This is a genomic window from Nocardia transvalensis NBRC 15921 (assembly GCF_000308875.1).
Lineage (GTDB): Bacteria > Actinomycetota > Actinomycetes > Mycobacteriales > Mycobacteriaceae > Nocardia > Nocardia transvalensis.
The window spans coordinates 1-17,537 of the sequence record NZ_BAGL01000008.1; the positions used below are offsets into that span (position 1 = coordinate 1).

The 17,537-nt window shown below is 70.0% G+C and carries 17 protein-coding genes; 10 read left to right on the forward strand and 7 right to left on the reverse strand.

Annotated elements, in window-relative coordinates:
• The 3 genes from ON41_RS04360 to ON41_RS04370 form a co-directional block, all read left to right on the forward strand.
• Positions 1 to 301: ABC transporter permease subunit (locus tag ON41_RS04360; RefSeq protein ID WP_040745360.1), on the forward strand; the 301-nt coding region annotated here is incomplete at its 5' end.
• On the forward strand, positions 302 to 1,285 hold the full coding sequence (locus ON41_RS04365; protein ID WP_174411293.1) for an ABC transporter permease: 984 nt from the start codon (positions 302 to 304) through the stop codon (positions 1,283 to 1,285).
• A 4-nt stretch (positions 1,286 to 1,289) separates the two neighbouring features.
• Entirely contained in the window at positions 1,290 to 2,972 is a 1,683-nt protein-coding gene (locus ON41_RS04370; RefSeq protein WP_040745362.1) for an ABC transporter ATP-binding protein, read from the forward strand.
• A gap of 153 nt (positions 2,973 to 3,125) precedes the next feature.
• Here ON41_RS04370 and ON41_RS39640 read toward each other — a convergent pair whose 3' ends face one another.
• Entirely contained in the window at positions 3,126 to 4,196 is a 1,071-nt protein-coding gene (locus ON41_RS39640) for an AraC-like ligand-binding domain-containing protein (RefSeq protein WP_063709829.1), read from the reverse strand.
• A gap of 220 nt (positions 4,197 to 4,416) precedes the next feature.
• Between ON41_RS39640 and ON41_RS04380 the strand changes: the two genes are divergently transcribed.
• Positions 4,417 to 4,974, forward strand: coding sequence for a cupin domain-containing protein (locus ON41_RS04380; protein WP_040745364.1), 558 nt, complete (start codon positions 4,417 to 4,419; stop codon positions 4,972 to 4,974).
• A 70-nt stretch (positions 4,975 to 5,044) separates the two neighbouring features.
• Positions 5,045 to 5,482, forward strand: coding sequence for a hypothetical protein (locus tag ON41_RS04385; RefSeq protein ID WP_040745366.1), 438 nt, complete (start codon positions 5,045 to 5,047; stop codon positions 5,480 to 5,482).
• Here the strand turns inward: ON41_RS04385 and ON41_RS04390 are convergent.
• Positions 5,479 to 6,090 (reverse strand): TetR/AcrR family transcriptional regulator, encoded by a 612-nt coding sequence (locus tag ON41_RS04390; RefSeq protein WP_063709831.1) that lies wholly within the window; start codon positions 6,088 to 6,090, stop codon positions 5,479 to 5,481. The genes ON41_RS04385 and ON41_RS04390 overlap by 4 nt on opposite strands.
• Positions 6,077 to 6,943, reverse strand: a complete 867-nt coding sequence (locus tag ON41_RS04395; RefSeq protein WP_040745368.1) for an alpha/beta fold hydrolase — start codon at positions 6,941 to 6,943, stop codon at positions 6,077 to 6,079. Before ON41_RS04395 ends, ON41_RS04390 begins: the two co-directional genes overlap by 14 nt.
• 237 nt (positions 6,944 to 7,180) lie before the next feature.
• Here ON41_RS04395 and purM point away from each other — a divergent pair, with 237 nt between their 5' ends.
• Positions 7,181 to 8,281, forward strand: a complete 1,101-nt coding sequence (purM, locus tag ON41_RS04400; protein ID WP_051160961.1) for a phosphoribosylformylglycinamidine cyclo-ligase — start codon at positions 7,181 to 7,183, stop codon at positions 8,279 to 8,281.
• 320 nt (positions 8,282 to 8,601) lie between these two features.
• Here the strand turns inward: purM and ON41_RS04405 are convergent, their stop codons facing one another.
• The 4 genes from ON41_RS04405 to ygfZ form a co-directional block, all read right to left on the reverse strand.
• On the reverse strand, positions 8,602 to 8,820 hold the full coding sequence (locus ON41_RS04405) for a DUF3073 domain-containing protein (protein ID WP_040745371.1): 219 nt from the start codon (positions 8,818 to 8,820) through the stop codon (positions 8,602 to 8,604).
• 173 nt (positions 8,821 to 8,993) lie between these two features.
• Complete coding sequence (locus ON41_RS04410) at positions 8,994 to 9,956, reverse strand: asparaginase (RefSeq protein WP_040745409.1); 963 nt, start codon at positions 9,954 to 9,956, stop codon at positions 8,994 to 8,996.
• A 73-nt stretch (positions 9,957 to 10,029) separates the two neighbouring features.
• The gene (locus ON41_RS04415; RefSeq protein ID WP_051160962.1) at positions 10,030 to 10,716 is read right to left on the reverse strand and encodes an MOSC domain-containing protein; all 687 of its coding nucleotides are present in this window, start codon (positions 10,714 to 10,716) and stop codon (positions 10,030 to 10,032) included.
• Entirely contained in the window at positions 10,713 to 11,828 is a 1,116-nt protein-coding gene (ygfZ, locus tag ON41_RS04420) for a CAF17-like 4Fe-4S cluster assembly/insertion protein YgfZ (RefSeq protein WP_083905123.1), read from the reverse strand. The genes ON41_RS04415 and ygfZ overlap by 4 nt, the downstream gene beginning before the upstream one ends.
• 207 nt (positions 11,829 to 12,035) lie before the next feature.
• Between ygfZ and ON41_RS04425 the strand changes: the two genes are divergently transcribed.
• The 4 genes from ON41_RS04425 to cydD all read left to right on the forward strand — a co-directional run bounded on the left by ON41_RS04425 (position 12,036) and on the right by cydD (position 17,517).
• The gene (locus tag ON41_RS04425; protein ID WP_040745373.1) at positions 12,036 to 12,950 is read left to right on the forward strand and encodes an aminodeoxychorismate lyase; all 915 of its coding nucleotides are present in this window, start codon (positions 12,036 to 12,038) and stop codon (positions 12,948 to 12,950) included.
• Positions 12,951 to 13,162: 212 nt separating this feature from the next.
• Positions 13,163 to 14,623, forward strand: a complete 1,461-nt coding sequence (locus tag ON41_RS04430) for a cytochrome ubiquinol oxidase subunit I (RefSeq protein ID WP_040745374.1) — start codon at positions 13,163 to 13,165, stop codon at positions 14,621 to 14,623.
• 9 nt (positions 14,624 to 14,632) lie between these two features.
• Positions 14,633 to 15,703: a cytochrome d ubiquinol oxidase subunit II gene (gene cydB / locus ON41_RS04435; RefSeq protein WP_040745413.1), complete on the forward strand. Its 1,071-nt coding sequence runs from the start codon at positions 14,633 to 14,635 to the stop codon at positions 15,701 to 15,703.
• Between the two features lie 2 nt (positions 15,704 to 15,705).
• Complete coding sequence (gene cydD / locus ON41_RS04440) at positions 15,706 to 17,517, forward strand: thiol reductant ABC exporter subunit CydD (RefSeq protein WP_083905121.1); 1,812 nt, start codon at positions 15,706 to 15,708, stop codon at positions 17,515 to 17,517.
• Positions 17,518 to 17,537 lie beyond the last annotated feature (20 nt).

Below are 17,537 nucleotides of genomic sequence, written 5' to 3' on the forward strand. Positions count from 1 at the left end.
ACGCCGCCGCGCGCGCGGGTTGTCGGAGCGGACAGTGGTCGGCCGCCACGCGTTCCGCAACGCCATGATCCCGATCGTCACCGTGATGGGTATGCAGATCGCGATGATGCTCGGCGGCGCGGTGCTCACCGAGATCACCTTCGAGTGGAAGGGTCTCGGCTACCAGCTCGCGCAGTATCTGCAAGCGCGCGATTTCATTGCGGTGCAAGGGATCGTGGCATTCCTGGCGCTGGTGGTGGCGGTGATGAGCTTCCTCGTCGACGTCGTCGTGGCGCTGATCGACCCGAGGGTGAGGTTCTAGATGACCGCCCCTGAACTGATGGCGGAACCGGTCGTGGTGCCGCCCACGCCGCGCCGGGGCATTCCGGGGTTGCGGCTGTTCTCGATGACCGCGGGATTGCAGCGCGTGACGCTGATCTTCGGCCTGGTGCTGATCGGGCTGTTCGTCCTCGTGGCGCTGTTCGCGCCGCTGCTGGCGCCCTACGACTTCGCCCAGATCTCCTCGGACGGTGTCGATTTCGCGCGGCAGCAGGCGCCCTCGGCGCAGCACTGGTTCGGCACCTCGGTGCGCGGGGAGGACGTGTTCTCCCGGGTGATCTTCGGCGCGCGCACCGCGCTGTGGGTGATCGCGGTATCGCTGGTGCTCTCGCTGATCGTCGGTGTCCCACTGGGTTTGGTGTCGGGGTATCTCGGGCGCTGGGTCGACCGGGTGCTGACGCTGTTCATGGACGCCCTGTACGCCTTCCCGACGCTGCTGCTGGCGATCGTGGTGTCGATCGTGGTGGCCGGGGGCAATTCGTCGAGTTTCGGCGGCGTGCTGTCGGCGGCCGTGGCGATCACGGTGATCTTCGTGCCGCAGTACTTCCGGGTGGTGCGCAACGCGACGCTCGCGGTGAAGCACGAACCGTACGTCGACGCCGCCCGGGTGACCGGGGCGCCGGTGGGGCGCATCCTGTTCCGGCACATCTTCCCCAACGTGACGCAGTCACTGCCGGTGATCGTCACGCTCAACGGCTCGGAGGCCATTCTCACGCTGGCCGCGCTGGGCTTCCTCGGCTACGGCATCGAGCCCACCCAGGCCGCCGAATGGGGCTTCGACCTGAACAAGGCGCTGTCGGACGTCTCCAACGGAATCTGGTGGACCGGCGTCTTTCCCGGCGTCGCCATCGTGCTCGTGGTGCTGGGCATGACGCTGGTCGGGGAGAGCCTCAACGAGGTGCTCAACCCGCTGCTGCGCACGCGCCGCGCGGCCACCGCCGCACCGAAGGAGGACGCCGGTGACTGAGACCATGGAACGCACGACCGCACTGGCCATCGAATCGCTGTCGGTCACCTTCGCCACCGACGCGGGTTCGGTGAACGCCGTCCGCGACGTGTCCTACGAGGTGTTCCCCGGCGAGGTGCTGGCCATCGTCGGGGAGTCCGGGTCGGGCAAATCGGTGAGTTCGCGCACCGCGATGGGGCTGCTGCCCAAGTCCGCTCGGGTCGAAGGCCTGGTCACGGTGGGCACGGACACGATCACCGCGATGAGCGAGAAGCAGCTCACCGCGCTGCGCGGCGGCGAGATTTCGATGGTGTTCCAGGAGCCGGGCGCGGCCCTGGATCCGCTGTTCACCGTCGGGTACCAGCTCGTCGAGGCGCTGCGGTCGCACCGCGGGCTGGGGCGCAAACAGGGCAAAGAGCGTGCAATCGAGCTGCTGCGCACGGTGGGCCTGCCTGATCCGGAGCATCGGATCGACTTCTATCCGCATCAGCTGTCGGGCGGGCAGAAGCAGCGCGTGATGATCGCGATCGCCATCGCCTGTGAGCCGAAGGTGATCATCGCCGACGAGCCGACCACGGCGCTGGACGTCACGGTGCAGGCCGAAATCCTGGAGCTGCTGCGGGATCTGCGCGATCGCACCGGTAGCGCGATCGTGCTCATCACGCACAATATGGGCGTGGTCGCCGATCTCGCCGACCGCGTGGTGGTGATGCGGTCCGGTCGCGTCGTCGAAACCGCCCCCGTGGACGAGCTTTTCGCCGATCCCAAGGAGCAGTACACGCGGGATCTGCTGGCCGCGGTGCCACATCTGGGAGCCGGGCTGGAATCGTCCGCGAAAACTGATGTGGCACAGTCGGTTTCGGAGGATCACGCCGAGACGGTGCTCGAGGTATCCGATCTGGTGGTGGAATTCCCCGGGGCGCTGGGCCGCCCGGCCTTCCGTGCGGTCGACGGGGTGAGCCTGTCCATCGGGCGGGCCGAAACCCTCGGGCTGGTAGGCGAATCCGGATCGGGTAAGACCACGATCGGCCGCTGTGTCGCGGCGTTGCAGCGGCCCACGTCCGGGACGATCACCATGCTCGGCACGGCCGTGACGGGGCTGTCGGAGCGGCAGTTGCGGCCGCTGCGCAAGCGGCTGGGATTCGTCTTCCAGGATCCCGCTACCTCGCTGAATCCGCGGCTGACCGTGGGCCAGTGCGTGGCCGAACCGCTGGTGGTGCATCGCGCCGCGAACGGCGAGGCGCTGCGCACCCGCGTGCGCAAGCTGCTGGACGACGTGCAACTGCCGGAGGGCGCCGAACAGCGCTATCCACACGAGTTGTCGGGCGGGCAGCGGCAGCGGGCGAGCCTGGCCCGCGCGCTGGTGCTCAATCCGGATCTGCTGATCGCCGACGAGCCGACCAGTGCGCTGGACGTCTCGGTGCAGGCGCGGGTGCTCGAGCTGTTCGCCGATCTACAGCGGGAATTCGGCTGGGCCTGCCTGTTCGTCAGTCACGACCTCGCGGTGGTGGATCAGCTGGCGGACCGGATCGCGGTGCTGCGCAACGGCGCCGTGGTCGAACAGGGCACCCGCGACGAGATCCTGCGCCGCCCGGCCCAGGAATACACGCGGCGCCTGGTCGCCGCGGTCCCCGTGCCCGACCCCGTGGAGCAGCGCCGCCGCCGCGCCGCCTCGGCCGAATTATTCGCGACCGACCACACTGGGTAATCCCCGAACCGGGTTGTGTCGCCGCCGCGGCCGGAATCGGCCGCGCGGCGACACAACTCCGAGGCGGGCACCCGGCCGGTCGGTGCCGGACGTCGACCGGGTGCCCTGCCGCTTCCTACCGCCCCGCGCTGACGCCGGGCCACCGCCGGAACGTCACGTGCCCGGCCCCTGGTGCGCGGCTGCCGGGCTGCCGGCGTCATTTCGCTTGCCCGGCCCCTGGTGCGCGGCTGCCGGGCTGCCGACGTTATTTCGCTTGCCCGGCCCCTGGTGCGCTTCCGCGGGTTCCTCGCGGAGCCGGCCGGGGGTGATGCCGTAGCGGCGGCGGAAAGCCTTGGTGAAGCTGCTGGCGGAACCGAAGCCTAGGTCCGAGGCGATGTCGGCGATGCTGCGTTGGCGGTAGGCGGGGCTGCGCAGGCGGTCGCGGGCCAGCCGCAGGCGCTCCTCGCGGATCGCCTCGCTGGGCGTGGTGCCGGCGGTGTGGAAGGCCAGCTGGATCTGGCGCACCGACCAGCCCAGGGCGGCCGCGATGCGCGCCACGGTGAGGTGCGGGTCCCCGGCGTGGTCGTGGATGTACCGGCGGGCGGTCGTCTCCACGTGGGCGAGCTGGGTGGCCGGGCCGCCCGGTTCGCCGAGGATCTGCATGCAGAGCAGATCCACGAGCCGCTCGGCGACGGTGTCGAACTGGCGGTCGGTGAGGGAGTCGCCCTCGGCGTACAGGCTGCCGACCATCGCGCCCGCCACGCGCCCGAGCCCGGTCGTGAGGTCGAGCGGGTGGGCCGGTAGCGCGACGCGGTTGAGGCGGTGCCGGATCTCCCGCTGCGGGATGGTGATGATGAGGCCGCGCGTGTCGTCGGGCATGGACAGCGTGAAGGGCCGGTCGATGGCCACCAGGCTCGTCGCGCCCGGTGCGACGACGCCCTGCCCCTCGGCGGACCGGAAGGTCAGCCGACCGGCCAGCGGGACGATCAGCCGGTAGTCGTCGTCCGGATCGGCGCGGATGTGCCGGGCGCCCCGGATGTAGGTGACCGCGCCGGAGTTCCATCCGACGAGCTGATAGGACTCGGTGCGCCGCAGCCGCGTATGCCCCTCGAAGCCGGCGCGATCGGGGAACTCGTACCCCATCCGGCAGTGGTAGGAGCTGATCAGCTGGGTCCAGTAGTCGGCCCGCTCGTGGGAATCCACCACACTGGTACCGGCCGACTCCACGGCCGCCGCTGGGTACATGAGCACCGTCTCCCGGCTCGACGATCATCGGTCGGGCCGCCGTCCCGATCCGAGATGAAGCTTACGGCGCGACCGCGCGGGCCATCGCCGCATCGATCATGGCCGCTCACTGTGTTCTGCGCATCCGGACAATCCCTGTGCGCCCGAGGACACGCGAGGGCGGGCCCGGCGCGGATACCGTCCGATTCAGCTGTTGCCGATGGCAGAAACGGGAGGTCGCATGCGCAGGATCGTGGTCGGCGGGAATGGGAACGGACCGGGTCGGGTGCTGGCCGACGACACCGTCGATCCGCTCACCCTCGCACTCTTACCCGGCGCCGAGCTGTACCGGGTGTGGGAGCTGGACGAGCCGCCCGCGCTGCCGGTCGGCACGCTGCCGCCGCGGACCGAGACGAGCTACTTCCCGGGTCCGGCCGGTGTCCGATTCGGGATCATCTCCATCCCGCCCGGGCTGACCTACGAACCCGATCCCGAGGTATCGGAGGAGCAGATGGCGGCGGTCGTGGCGGAGGCGGAGGAGAAGCTGCCGGGAATGATGGCCGCCTTCGATCCCGACGCGCCCGGTGTACATCGCACCGCGAGCGTCGATTTCGTCGTCGTCCTCGCCGGGGAGGGCCGCCTGCGCCTCGACGACGGCGTGGATGTCCCACTGCGCCAAGGCGATTGCGTGGTCCAGCACGGTATGCCGCACGCCTGGTTCAACGACGGCGAGGTGCCGTTCGTCTTCTCCTACACCCTCTGCGGCGTCGCGGACGGGGATGGGACGGGGACATCGTGATCGCTCTCCCGTGGCGGTCTCCGCGGTGAGGGTCGCCGGAAGTCGTTGTCGCAGTTTCCGATACACGCCGATGTCGGCGGGCCCGTGCGCCGTCGCGCTCGAACCGGAGACCGTGGGCGTGGCGCGGGTGTTCTTCGACTGCCTGGTGCTGCGGGTCGTCGTCGAACCCGGCGACCGCCCGCTGCCCACCGACGCCGTACGCGTCATCCGGCGCCTGTGTACCGAGAGCGACGCGGCCACGGTGATCGTCACGGGGACCCCGCTGTGCGGTGACCCGGACGGCCGGTTCCTGGCGCAACTGAATCCGCCGGATGTGCTCACCTATGTCGCCGACACCCTCGACGTGCTCTCCGATTTCGCCGAGCAACTCGAGGAACGCGGAGAACGCGTCCACCTCATGCCGTTCGGCTGGACGGTGTCCTGGCGCGCGGACGACGAGCGCGCCCTGTACCCGCTGTCGGGAAAACGGGGATGCCGTTCAGTGGTGGGTAACGCCTTCCGCCGCTAACCCCCCGGCTGGCGGAGGAGGCCGCTGATCAGGAGTAACAGGCACTGTTCGGCCTCGAGGCGGGCCGTCGCGGGGTCGTCGGCGTGGGCGACGATCATGCCGGCCTCCGTGACCGCGCTGAGGATCAGCTGGCTCAGGACGCGGACGGGGGCGGGGGCGGCCAGTCCGGCGTCGACGGCCCGCTGGACCTGGTCGATGATCAGGCCGAGGCCGTGCCGGGACTCCATCTCCCGCCAGCCCTCCCAGCCGAGGACGGCGGGGCTGTCGGCCATGACGATGCGGACCGTCTCGGGCCGGCAGCTGATCTCCAGGAAGGTGCGCAACCCCACGGCCATCGCCGCCAGCAGGTCGCCGGGATCGGGCAGTTCGGCGACGGCGCGCGCGACCTCGGCCGTATTGTCCGCCTCGAGCTGTTCGAGTACCGCCAGGAACAGGCCGCGCTTGTCGCCGTAGTGGTGGTGCAGGGCGCCGCGGGTGACCCCGGCCGCGGAGACGATCTCCTCGGCCGAGACGTTCGCGTAGCCGCGCTCGGCGAACAACCGGCGACCCTCCTGCTCCAGTGCGGCCCGCGTGGTGCGGGACCGGTCCTCCTGACTACGGCGTGGCATGCAGCCGAGTGAACTCCACGATCAACTCGGTGAGCAACTCCGGCCGGTCCTCGGCGCTGAAGGTGTAGGAATCGTCGATCAGGCGCAGCGTGGCGTCCGGCAGGTCGCCCGCGAGCCGCTCGGCGAACGAGACCTTGAACGCCTTGTCCTCCGGGGCCCAGGCCAGCAGCACCGGCAGATCGAGCGTCGGAAAGTGTTCCGCGGCCGCGAGGGTGTAGCGCTTGTGGATACCGCGGAGGAACCGGATCAGATCCGCCCGGACGGCCGCGGAGTCCCGGCTCGGCAGCAGATACGACTCGACGATCTCCTGCGGCGGCGTGCGCTTGGTGACCAGGCCGAACGCGATCGGCAGCCGCAGCAGCGGCCGGAACCGCAACAGCTGGAACATGGTCCACAGCAGGCCGGGGACGGCGGCCAGCCGCGGCAGGGGTGTGAACGGCTGTGGAAGGAATTTGTCGTAGGCGTCGCAGTTGGTCAGGACCACCCGGCCGACGCGGGACCGGTCGCGGGTCAGCATGATCTGCGTGATCGCGCCGCCGGTGTCGTTGGCCACCAGCGTGACGTCGTGCAGATCCAGCTTCTCGAGGAAGGCCGCGATCAGGTCGGCGGCGCCGGTGGGGGAGAGGTCCGCGCCGGGCACCGGGATCGAATGCGCGCCGAACGGCAGGTCGGGCGTCAGACACCGGTGGCCCGCGGCCGCCACGCCGGGTACCACGTCGCGCCACAGATCGGCGTTGACGAGCAAACCGTGCACGAAGACCACCGGGGCGCCGGAGCCGGTGTCGTGGTACCGGATGCGCGCTCCGGGCAGGTCGGTCTCGTGGGCCGGGCCGAGTGCGCTGCTGATTCCCATGTCGTTCCTCCGAAGACGGGTGGTCGAGGTCCCGCCCAGAGTCACATACATACGGTATGTATGTCAATGGAGTCGGTCCGGTCCGGACGGGGCGCGGTGTGATCCGGATGGCCGAACTCCGCCAACGGAGCCGATTTTGTCGGGCTGGGAAGCCAATACCGGTGCAGTCCCGTTATCCGGTTCCGGTAGCGTGAGCAGGCATCTATCCGCCGATTCGGTTTGGAGCTTTCCCCGAAAATGACTGAGCAGACCCCGACTGGTGCCGGTGTGGACGGCCTTGGCGCCGGTGCTTCGTACGCCGCGGCCGGCGTGGACATCGAGGCCGGTGATCGCGCGGTCGAGCTGTATGCGCCCCTGGCGAAGAAGGCCACCAGGCCCGAGGTGCAAGGCGGATTGGGCGGTTTCGCCGGACTGTTCGCGCTCAAGGGTGATTACCGCGAGCCGCTACTCGCGTCGTCGACCGACGGGGTGGGCACCAAGATCGCGGTCGCCCAGGCGCTCGACAAGCACGACACCGTGGGCCTGGACCTGGTTGCCATGGTCGTCGACGATCTGGTCGTGTGCGGCGCGGAGCCGCTGTTCCTGCAGGACTACATCGCGGTCGGCAAGGTGGTCCCGGAGCGCATGGCGCAGATCGTGGCCGGGATCGCGGAGGGATGCGTGAAGGCGGGCTGTGCGCTGCTGGGCGGCGAGACGGCCGAACATCCGGGGCTGATGGGCCCCGACGACTACGACATCTCGGCCACCGGCGTGGGCGTGGTGGAGGCCGACGCCGTCCTCGGCCCCGATCGCGTCCGCCCGGGTGACGTGGTGATCGCCATGGGCTCCTCGGGGTTGCACTCCAACGGCTACAGCCTGGCCCGGCACGTGCTGCTGGAGATCGACCGGATGTCGCTGACCGGGCACGTCGAGGAATTCGGCCGGACGCTGGGCGAGGAACTGCTCGAGCCCACCCGGATCTACGCCAAGGACTGCCTGGCCCTGGTCGCCGAGACCGATGTGCGCACCTTCGCGCACGTCACCGGCGGCGGGCTGGCCGGCAACCTGGCCCGGGTGCTGCCCGCGGGTCTCGTCGCCGAGATCGACCGGGGCACCTGGAATCCCGCGCCGGTGTTCAAGATGATCGCGCAGCGCGGTCGCGTGGAGCGGCCCGAGATGGAGAAGACCTTCAACATGGGCGTCGGCATGGTCGCCGTCGTCGCGCCCGAGGATGCCGAGCGCGCGCTGGCCGTCCTCACCGCCCGCCACATCGAGTGCTGGACCCTCGGCACGGTCAAGAAGGCCAAGGAGTCCGACTCGGAGCGTGTGGCTCTGGTGGGCGAGCACCAGCGGTTCTGAGCTGTATCTTCTGCGCCGCCTTCGGCAGCGCGGGTTTCGGCGCTCTTGTGGCTCGGTTTCGAGTGGTCTCCGCTAGCTCCTTCGTCGCATCGCGGAGACCACTCGAAACCGAGCCGCGCCGAAACGTTTCTGGTGGCGCTCCGAAAACGTTTCGGGCACAGCACAATTCGCACCTGTGCCCCGATCCGCCGGATCGGGGCACAGGTTGCGGTTGCGAGCACTCCGGCGGGTGCGGGACCTGCGGCGAGAGGAGCCCAACTGCGGGGCGACGTGCGAAGGGGGAGGCCCGTCAGGCCTCCCCCTTCGCACGTCGATCCGAGTCAGCGGCGCCAGTCGTCGTAGTCGTCGTCCTTGTCCCAGCGCTGCAGCGAGTCGTCCGCGTCGTGCTCGTCGGAAAGCACGCCACTGCGCTGCGAGTCGCGGGAGTGTTCTCCCCCCGAGAGCTCGCGCTGAAGGCTCGCGAAGTCGGTCGACGGCGAGCTGTACTTGAGCTCCCGTGCGACCTTGGTCTGCTTTGCCTTAGCCCGGCCACGGCCCATGGCTGACCCCCTCGCGTCACTGCGGGGCGGCCTGGGGTGGTTGGCGGCCCCGTTCGAATTAATACTCTTCCTGACAGACACTTTAGCGTGTGTCCGGCAGTCGCGCTTCCATGAGTGGGGGAAGACTCCGGATCTGCCCGGGTTTGCCGGGTTGTCGCACTCTGACGGATCGTTTACAGCACGCCCGGGATTGCCCGGATGATGCCGACCCGGGTCCCGCCGCCCAGGACCGCGGGCGCCCCGAGCGCGGCGTGGTCGTCGGTCCACGTGATCCCCATCCGCTGCAGAACCGCCTGCGTCAGCGGCATTCGGGCCCGGTCGTGCCCGTCATCGATCTTGTAGGCGAAGGCCCGGCCGTCCGGTAGCGCACCCGCGTGCACCCCGTCGGCGCCGATCTTGCACACGAGCCCGGGGGTTGCCCGCATGGTCAACAGGTCCGGACCGTCCGTGCCGGAAATCACTCGGGGATGGGCGCGGATCGCGTCGGCGACCCGGCGCTCCGGCGAGGCGGCCGGAGCGGTCGCCAATCCCGCGTAGGCCCGGGCCAGATTCACCAGCGATACCGGCACGATCGGCAGCCCGCAGCCGTCGATGCCCAGATCCGTCTCCGGTTCGCCGGTGATGTCGGCGATGGTCGCGGTCACCGATCGCTGCAGCGGGTGTGCCGCGTCCAGGTACCCCTCGGTGGGCCAGTCGTTGAGCGCGCAGGTGGCCAGCATCGCGGCGTGTTTGCCCGAACAGTTCATATAGACGCGCCGCGCGGCCTCGGCGCGGTCGCGGCCGGCCAGCGCCGCGGCCCGGGCCGATTCGTCGACGGGGAGGTCGGGCGGGCATTCGAGCTGCTTCTCCGCGAATCCGAAGCGGTCCAGCAGGCGTTGCACCAGCGCCACGTGCTCGGGCTCGCCGTAGTGCGAGGCCGTGGCGATCGCCAGCTCGGCGTCGTCGGCCGGTTCGAAACCGTTGCGCAGCAGCGCGATCGCCTGCATCGGCTTGTTGGTCGAGCGCGGGAAGATCGGCAGGTGCACCTCGCCCAGCGCGACCACCGGCTCCCCGGCGGGATCCAGGATCACCAGCGAGCCGCGATGCACGCACTCCCGGAATCCGGACCGGACGACCTCTACCAGTTCGACGCTCACGCCCACACCTCGCTGGCGCTCGGTGTCGCCGTGCGCGCCGCGCGCTGTGTCCCTGGTTCGCTCGCACGCTCGCTCACGACGGCACCTCGCTCTTCGGCTGTCCTCGGCGCGCGTGCCGGGCGACCTGCATGCGCACATCGTCGGACACGGTGGGCTCGGCCGCGAGGAGCAGGTCGAGCCGTTCCCGATCGGCGCCGGTGAACAGGTCGCGGACGGTCACGCCGTGCTCGGGGACGTACTCGACGCGCACCTGGTCGCCCGCGCCGACGGTGCCCTCGGTGAGCACCCGCAGGTAGGCGCCCGTATCCGCCTGCGCCGTGAACCGCCGGACCCAGCGCTGCTCGCCGGACCGGTGCTGGAACGTCGCGCACGGCACCCGCGGCGCCGACACCTCCAGCAGCGTGTCGCCGACCGACCAGCGCTCGCCGATCACCGCGTCGCTGACCGGCAGGCCGGACACCCGCAGGTTCTCGCCGAACCACCCCGCGGGCAGGGTGCGCCGCAGTTCGTCACCCCAGCGGCGGGCGTCCTCCTCGGCGTAGGCGTAGACGGCCTGGTGCACGCCGCCGTGATTGGTGGTGTCGCAGACGTGGTCGCCCGTCAGGCCGAGCGGGCGGACCGGCACCCGGTGGCCGACCGGGCGCTTGTCGATGGCGCTGCGTCCGACGCGGCTGACCTTCGGGGGGAGTTCGAGTTCGGCATGCACGATGCACACGGCGAGGACGGTACCGACGGATCCGGGTGTGCTCGCGGCGCTCATCGCCCGCGCAACCGCTCGACGGCCATCCGGCCCGCCTGCGGCTCGTCGTCGGCGGGCACCGAATCCGGATCGATGGACGCCGCCATCGGCCCCGCCTCGAGCGCTGTGTCGGCGGGTACGGCGCGTTTGACCAATGCCAGTGCGATGGGGCCGAATTCGAAGTGGTCCACGATGGTGCCGAGCCGGCCGACCGTCCGGCCGCCCGCGGTCACCGGATCGCCGGTGGCCGGGCGGGCGTCGGCGGAACCGTCCAGGTGCAGCATCACCAGGTGTCGAGGCGGCTTGCCGAGATTGTGCACGCGCGCCACCGTCTCCTGGCCGCGGTAGCACCCCTTGTCCAGGTGGACGGCGCCGTATTCGGTGATGCCGCCGATCCAGCGCGCCTCGTGCGGGATCGTGCGGTCGTCGGTGTCCACGCCGATCCGCGGTCGCACCGCCGCGACCCGCAGCGCCTCGAACGCCCACATCCCGGCGGGTTCCGCGCCGGCGCCGGTCAGCCGCGACCACCAGGCGGGCAGCTCGTCGCGCGGAACGACCAGATCGAAGGAATCGCTGGTGGGCCAGGGCATCCGGCGCAGGAATCCGCCGTCCGGCAGCGAGATCGCCTCGTAGGACCCCGGCAGCGCGCCGATTCCGGCGGCGTCCGCGACCTCCTGCGCCTTCGGCCCGAGCAGGCTCAGCACCGCGAAGCCGGGCGCGGCCTCCGGCGCGGCATCGGCCCAGAACACCATCTTGCGCAGGAAGTCCAGCAGGGCCGGGCCGCGCTCGCCCTCGGTGTCGATCCACAGCGTGCCGTCGATATCGGTGAGGACGAAGTGGTTGAGCACCCGGCCGTTGAGGTCCAGGTCCAGATTCTCCGCGGACCGATGATCACCCAGGTGCGCGATGTGCTGGCTGGAGATGGTGTGCAGCCAGGTCAGCCGCTCGGCGCCGGTGATGGTGAGAACGAACCGGTGCGACCGGTCCACCACGGCCGCGCGCTGCGCCGCCGCGCGCTGTTCGCCGAACGGATCCCCGTAATGCCAGGCCACCGCGGCGTCGGGCTGGTCGGGCGCACCCGGGACGGCCCCCGGAGCGGTCAGCAACGGGCTGGGCGGAAGATCCACGGACACGACAACCACTGTAAGCGCAGATCGCTCGCACCGCCGTCGGCGGCGCGGGTTCGGCCCGGACCGCGCCTTACGTACCGGTCGGACGGTAGTGGCGCTGATCACTGATTTGTTGCTGGACACAACCGGACCTCCGGATTGCGCCAGCGGTTCCCCACCGCGGGTTCGGTACCCCCTCGTGGAACCGCCAACTCGCCTAGGCTGCTGCGCATGGTGGATCGAGTTCTGGTAACTCTCGACGGCACTGTCCGGGACCCGGACGAGCCGTTGCTTTACGCGGACGACATCGGCGCCCTGCGCGGCGACGGTGTCTTCGAAACGGTACTGGTACGTGACGGCAAGGCATGCGCGATCGAATTGCATCTGGCCCGGCTGCGGCGCTCGGCCGAGGCCCTGGATTTACCCGACCCCGATCTGGGGCAGTGGCGCACGGCGGTCGAGACCGCCGCCAAGGAGTGGGGCAGCGAGCGGGAGGGCATGCTGCGCCTGGTGCTGAGCCGCGGCCGCGACAGCATCGGATCCACCACGCGGGCGGGGTCCCGCAAGCCCGGCGCGCCGGCCGCGCCCACCGCCTACGTTCTCGTGGCGGCGGTGGCGGAGCGCGTGCAGACCGCGCGCGCCGAGGGCGTCTCGGTCATCACCCTGCCGCGGGGCATCTCCGTCGATCTGGCCCAGAACGCGCCGTGGCTGCTGCTGGGCGCCAAGACGCTCTCGTACGCGACCAATATGGCGGCGCTGCGCTTCGCCGCCCGGATGGACGCCGACGACGTCATCTTCACCAGTACCGAACATCGAGTCCTGGAGGGCCCGCGGTCGACCGTGGTCATCCAGCGTGACAAACAACTCATCACCCCGCCCTCCCGCAACGGCGTGCTGCCCGGCATCACCCAGCGCGCGCTGTACGCGGAGGCCGAGAAGGCCGGCTGGGACTGCCGCTACGAATCGTTCTTCACCGCGGATCTGATTACGGCGGACAGCGTTTGGCTACTGTCCAGCGTCACGCTGGCCGCGCGCGTGTCCTCGCTGGACGGCCTGCGCATGTCGCCGCCGGAATGCGCCGACGAGATCGCCGAACTGGTGGATCGCGGCATCGCCCGCACCTGGAGCGGGGCCGACTGGGCGTAGCGGAACCGACGGCTGTTCCCGGTCCCCGGTCCGATACGGGGAGCGAACCGGGAACAGGGTCGGAAGCCTTTACCGCACAGTGAAATCTCTCGGAGTGTCGTGGCGTAGCCCTCATTGATCTGCGCGGGACCCGGCGTAGCCTTTACTACGACATGTCGTAGTACGGCAGGAGGTCCCATGGGCAAGGGCAGTGCGGGAAACGAGGCGCGGGCATGAACGTCGTCGACGTCTCCCGGTGGCAGTTCGGCATCACCACCGTCTACCACTTCATCTTCGTGCCGCTCACGATCGGCCTGGCGCCCCTGGTCGCCGGTCTGCAGACGGCCTGGGTCGTGACCGGCAAGGATCGCTGGTACCGGCTGACGAAGTTCTTCGGCAAGCTGTTCCTGATCAACTTCGCCCTGGGCGTCGCCACGGGCATCGTGCAGGAGTTCCAGTTCGGCATGAACTGGAGCGAGTACTCCCGGTTCGTCGGCGACATCTTCGGCGCGCCACTGGCATTGGAGGGCCTGGTCGCCTTCTTCATGGAGTCGACCTTCCTCGGGCTGTGGATCTTCGGCTGGACCCGGTTGCCGAAACTGCTGCACCTGGGGGCGATCTGGATGGTCGCCATCGGCGTGAACGCCTCGGCGTACTTCATCGTCGCCGCCAACTCGTTCATGCAGCATCCGGTCGGGGCCCGCTTCAACCCGGAATCCGGTCGCGCCGAACTGAACAGCATCATGGCGGTGCTCACCAACAACACCACGCTGGCGGCCTTCCCGCACGTGGTCGCGGGCGCGTTCCTCACCGCGGGCACGTTCATGGCGGGCATCGCCGGCTGGTGGATGGTGCGTAACGCCCGCTCGGGCGACGAGCACAAGATGGCCGAGGCGCGCTATCTGTGGCGGCCCGCCGCGCTGGTCGGCATGTGGGTGATCATCGTCTCCGGGGTGGCGTTGGTGTACACCGGCGACGTCCAGGGCAAGCTCATGTTCAAGCAGCAGCCGATGAAGATGGCGTCGGCGGAATCGCTGTGCCACACCGAAACCGATCCGGACTTCTCCGTCCTCACCGTCGGCACCCACAACAACTGCGATTCGGTCACCCACCTCATCGAGGTGCCCGGCGTCCTGCCGTACCTGGCCGAGGGCCGGTTCAGCGACGTGACCTTGCAGGGCGTCAAGGATCTCCAGGCGAGTTACAACGAGAAGTACGGGCCCGGCGACTACCGGCCGAACCTGTTCGTCACCTACTGGTCGTTCCGCGCCATGATCGGCTGGGCGGTCGGCTCGGCGGCCATCGCGCTGGTCGGATTCTGGGTGACGCGGCGCGGCCGGGTCCCCGATCAACGCTGGTTCTCGTGGCTGAGCCTGATCGCGATCCCGACCCCGTTCCTGGCCAACGGTTCCGGCTGGGTGTTCACCGAGATGGGCCGCCAGCCGTGGGTGGTCGCGCCCAATCCGACGGGCGACTTCGACCTGCGGATGATCGTGCAGGACGGCGTCTCCGGCAATTCCGCGGGCACGGTGCTGACCTCGCTGATCGTCTTCACGGTGCTGTACGGCGGGCTGGCGGTGGCGTGGTTCTACCTGATGCGCCGCTACGTGGTCGCCGGCCCGGAGGAGCACGTCACGACGCCCTCCGCCGGGAGTGGCGCCGAACCCGTCGAGACGCTGTCGTTCGCCTACTAGGAGCCGATGATGAGTCTGCCCGAATTCTGGTTCTTGCTGATCGGCGTCCTGTTCACCGGATATTTCGTGCTCGAGGGCTTCGACTTCGGGGTCGGCATGCTGATGCCGATCCTCGGCCGGGGCGACGAGACCCGAAAGCGTGTGCTGCTCAACACGATCGGCCCGGTGTGGGACGGCAACGAGGTGTGGCTGCTGGTCGGCGGCGGCGCCATGTTCGCCGCCTTCCCCGAGTGGTACGCCAGCCTCTTCTCCGGGTTCTACCTGGCGCTGCTGCTGATCCTGGTGGGCCTGATCACCCGCGCCTGCGCGATCGAGTGGCGCGGCAAGATCGACGATCCGAAGTGGCGGCTGTGGGCCGATGTCGGCATCGGATTGGGTTCGTGGATCCCGGCTTTCGCATGGGGTCTCGCGTTTGCGAATATCGTGCACGGTGTCCAGCTCAATGCCGCCAAGCAGATCGAGGGCGGTCTGACCGGCATCCTCACGGGCTACGGCCTGCTCGGCGGCCTGACCACGATGCTGCTGTTCCTGCTGCACGGCGCGGTCTTCGTCAGCCTCAAGACCGCGGGCGAGGTGCGCGCCGACGCGGTGCGGGCCGAGCGGATGCTGTGGATTCCGACGACCGTCGCGGTGGCGGCCTTCGGGCTGTGGACCCAGCTGGCCCACGGCAAGGGCTGGACCTGGGCGATGGTCGCGCTGGCGGTGGCCGGACTGGTCCTGGCCGGTGGCGCGCTGTATCTGGGCGAGGGCAAGGAGCACGGCCACAAGGCCGACGGCTGGGCCTTCCTCGGCACCGCGCTGACCATCGTGGGCGCGGTGGTGCTGCTGTTCGGCTCGCTGTACCCGAACGTGCTGCCGTCGAGTATCGATCCGGCCTACACCCTGACCATCGAGAATGCCTCGTCGACGCACTACACGCTGAAGATCATGAGCTGGTGCGCGGTCATCCTGACCCCGATCGTGCTGATCTACCAGGGCTGGACGTACTGGGTGTTCCGCAAGCGGCTCACCACCGACCAGATCCCGGCGCCCATCGGCCTGCCCCTGGAGGCCCGGACGCCGGACGCCTCGAGGAGCTAGTCATGGCTCGACCCGTGGACCCGCGCCTGTGGCGGTACGCCCGCTCGGCGCGACCGTATCTCGTTGCCGGCGTGGGGCTTTCGCTGGCGACCACGGTCTGCATCGTGGTCGCCGCGCTGGCGCTGGCGCGGGTCCTCGCGGGTGTGATCACCGATCCGGGACGCCGCACGCTCGGCTCCTGGACCGCGGAGCTGGCGGTATTCGCGCTCGCGGTCGGCTGTCGCGGCGTGGCGACCTGGTGGCAGGCCCGGCTGGCCCATCGCGCCGGTGCACGGGTCGTGACCGAACTCGAGCAGTCGGTGCTGGCCGCCGGGGCGGATCTGCCGCCGCGCGAGCTGGATTCGCGGCGGACGGAACTGGCGGTCGTGGTCGGCAGCGGGCTGAGCGGGCTGCGGGCCTATCTGACCGGATACCTGCCCGCGCTGTTGCTGGCGGTGCTGGTGCCGCCGATCGTGCTGGCGGTCATCGCCTTTCACGATCTCACCGCGGGCGCGATCATTCTGGTCACGCTGCCGCTCATTCCCGTATTCATGATCCTGATCGGCCTGATGACCCAGGGGCGCGCGGAGGCCACCCTGGCGGCGACGACGCGGCTGTCCGATCAGTTGCTGGATCTGTTCGCGGGCATGCCGACGCTGCGGGCGCTGGGGCGCGAATCGGCGGGCGGCGCACCGGCGTCCGGCCAGGGGGCACACCGGACGCAGCGGGACCGGGTGCGGGCGCTGGGGGAGTCGCTGCACACCCGGACGATGGCGGCGCTGCGGGTGGCGTTCCTGTCCTCGATGGTGCTGGAACTGCTGGCCACACTCTGCGTCGCGCTGGTGGCGGTATCGATCGGCATGCGCCTGGTCTTCGGGCACATGGGCCTGTACGCCGGGCTGGTGGGGCTGATCCTGGCCCCGGAGGTCTATCTGCCGCTGCGTGCCGTGGGCGAGCGGTTCCACGCCGCGCAGGACGGAATGGCCGCCGCCGCCAAGGCATTCGCGGTGCTGGAACCGGCGGCGGAGCGGCGACGCCCGGCGGCGGGGCGGCTCGAGATCGGGGATGTGCGGGGCCGCATCGAGATTCGCGACCTGGCGGTGCGCGGCCGCGACGGTGTCGCGCCGGACGGGCTGTCGGCGGTGCTGCGGCCGGGTGCGGTCACGGTGCTCGCCGGGCCGAACGGATGCGGTAAATCCACTGTGCTGCAAGCGATTCTCGGGTTGATCACCCCCGATCGGGGCGAGGTGATCGTGGACGGCGTCGCCGTGCCCGATCTCGACCCCGACCGGTGGTGGGCCCAGGTGGCCTGGCTGCCGCAGCGGCCGGTCCTGCTACCCGGCACGTTGCGCGAGAACCTGGAACTGTTCGGAGCGCGTGTCGAGGATGGGCCGAGTGGGCCCGCGCGAGTCCTGACCGACCTGGAAGCTGCTTGCGCCGCAACCGGTTTCGACGAAGTACTCGACGAACTCCCGGACCGCTGGGACACCGTCGTCGGCGTGGGAGGCGTGGGATTGTCCCTGGGCCAGCGCCAGCGCCTGGCCCTCACCCGCGTCCTCGCCGCCGACCGCCCCGTCCTCCTCCTGGACGAGCCCACCGCCCACCTCGACGCCACCGCCGAATCCACCGTCCTCGCGGCCCTCCGCGCCCGCGCCCACGCCGGCGCGACCGTAATCCTGATCGCCCACCGCCCCACCCTCCTCGCCACCGCGGACCACATCGTCCATGTGGACGCCGGGCACGAGGTAGCCCGAGACCACGATGCGGGGGCCGTGCCCACCGACGATTACGGGGACGTGGTGTGGGCGGACGACATGCGGGGGGTGTTGCGATGAGGGAGGTGTGGGCCGACTTT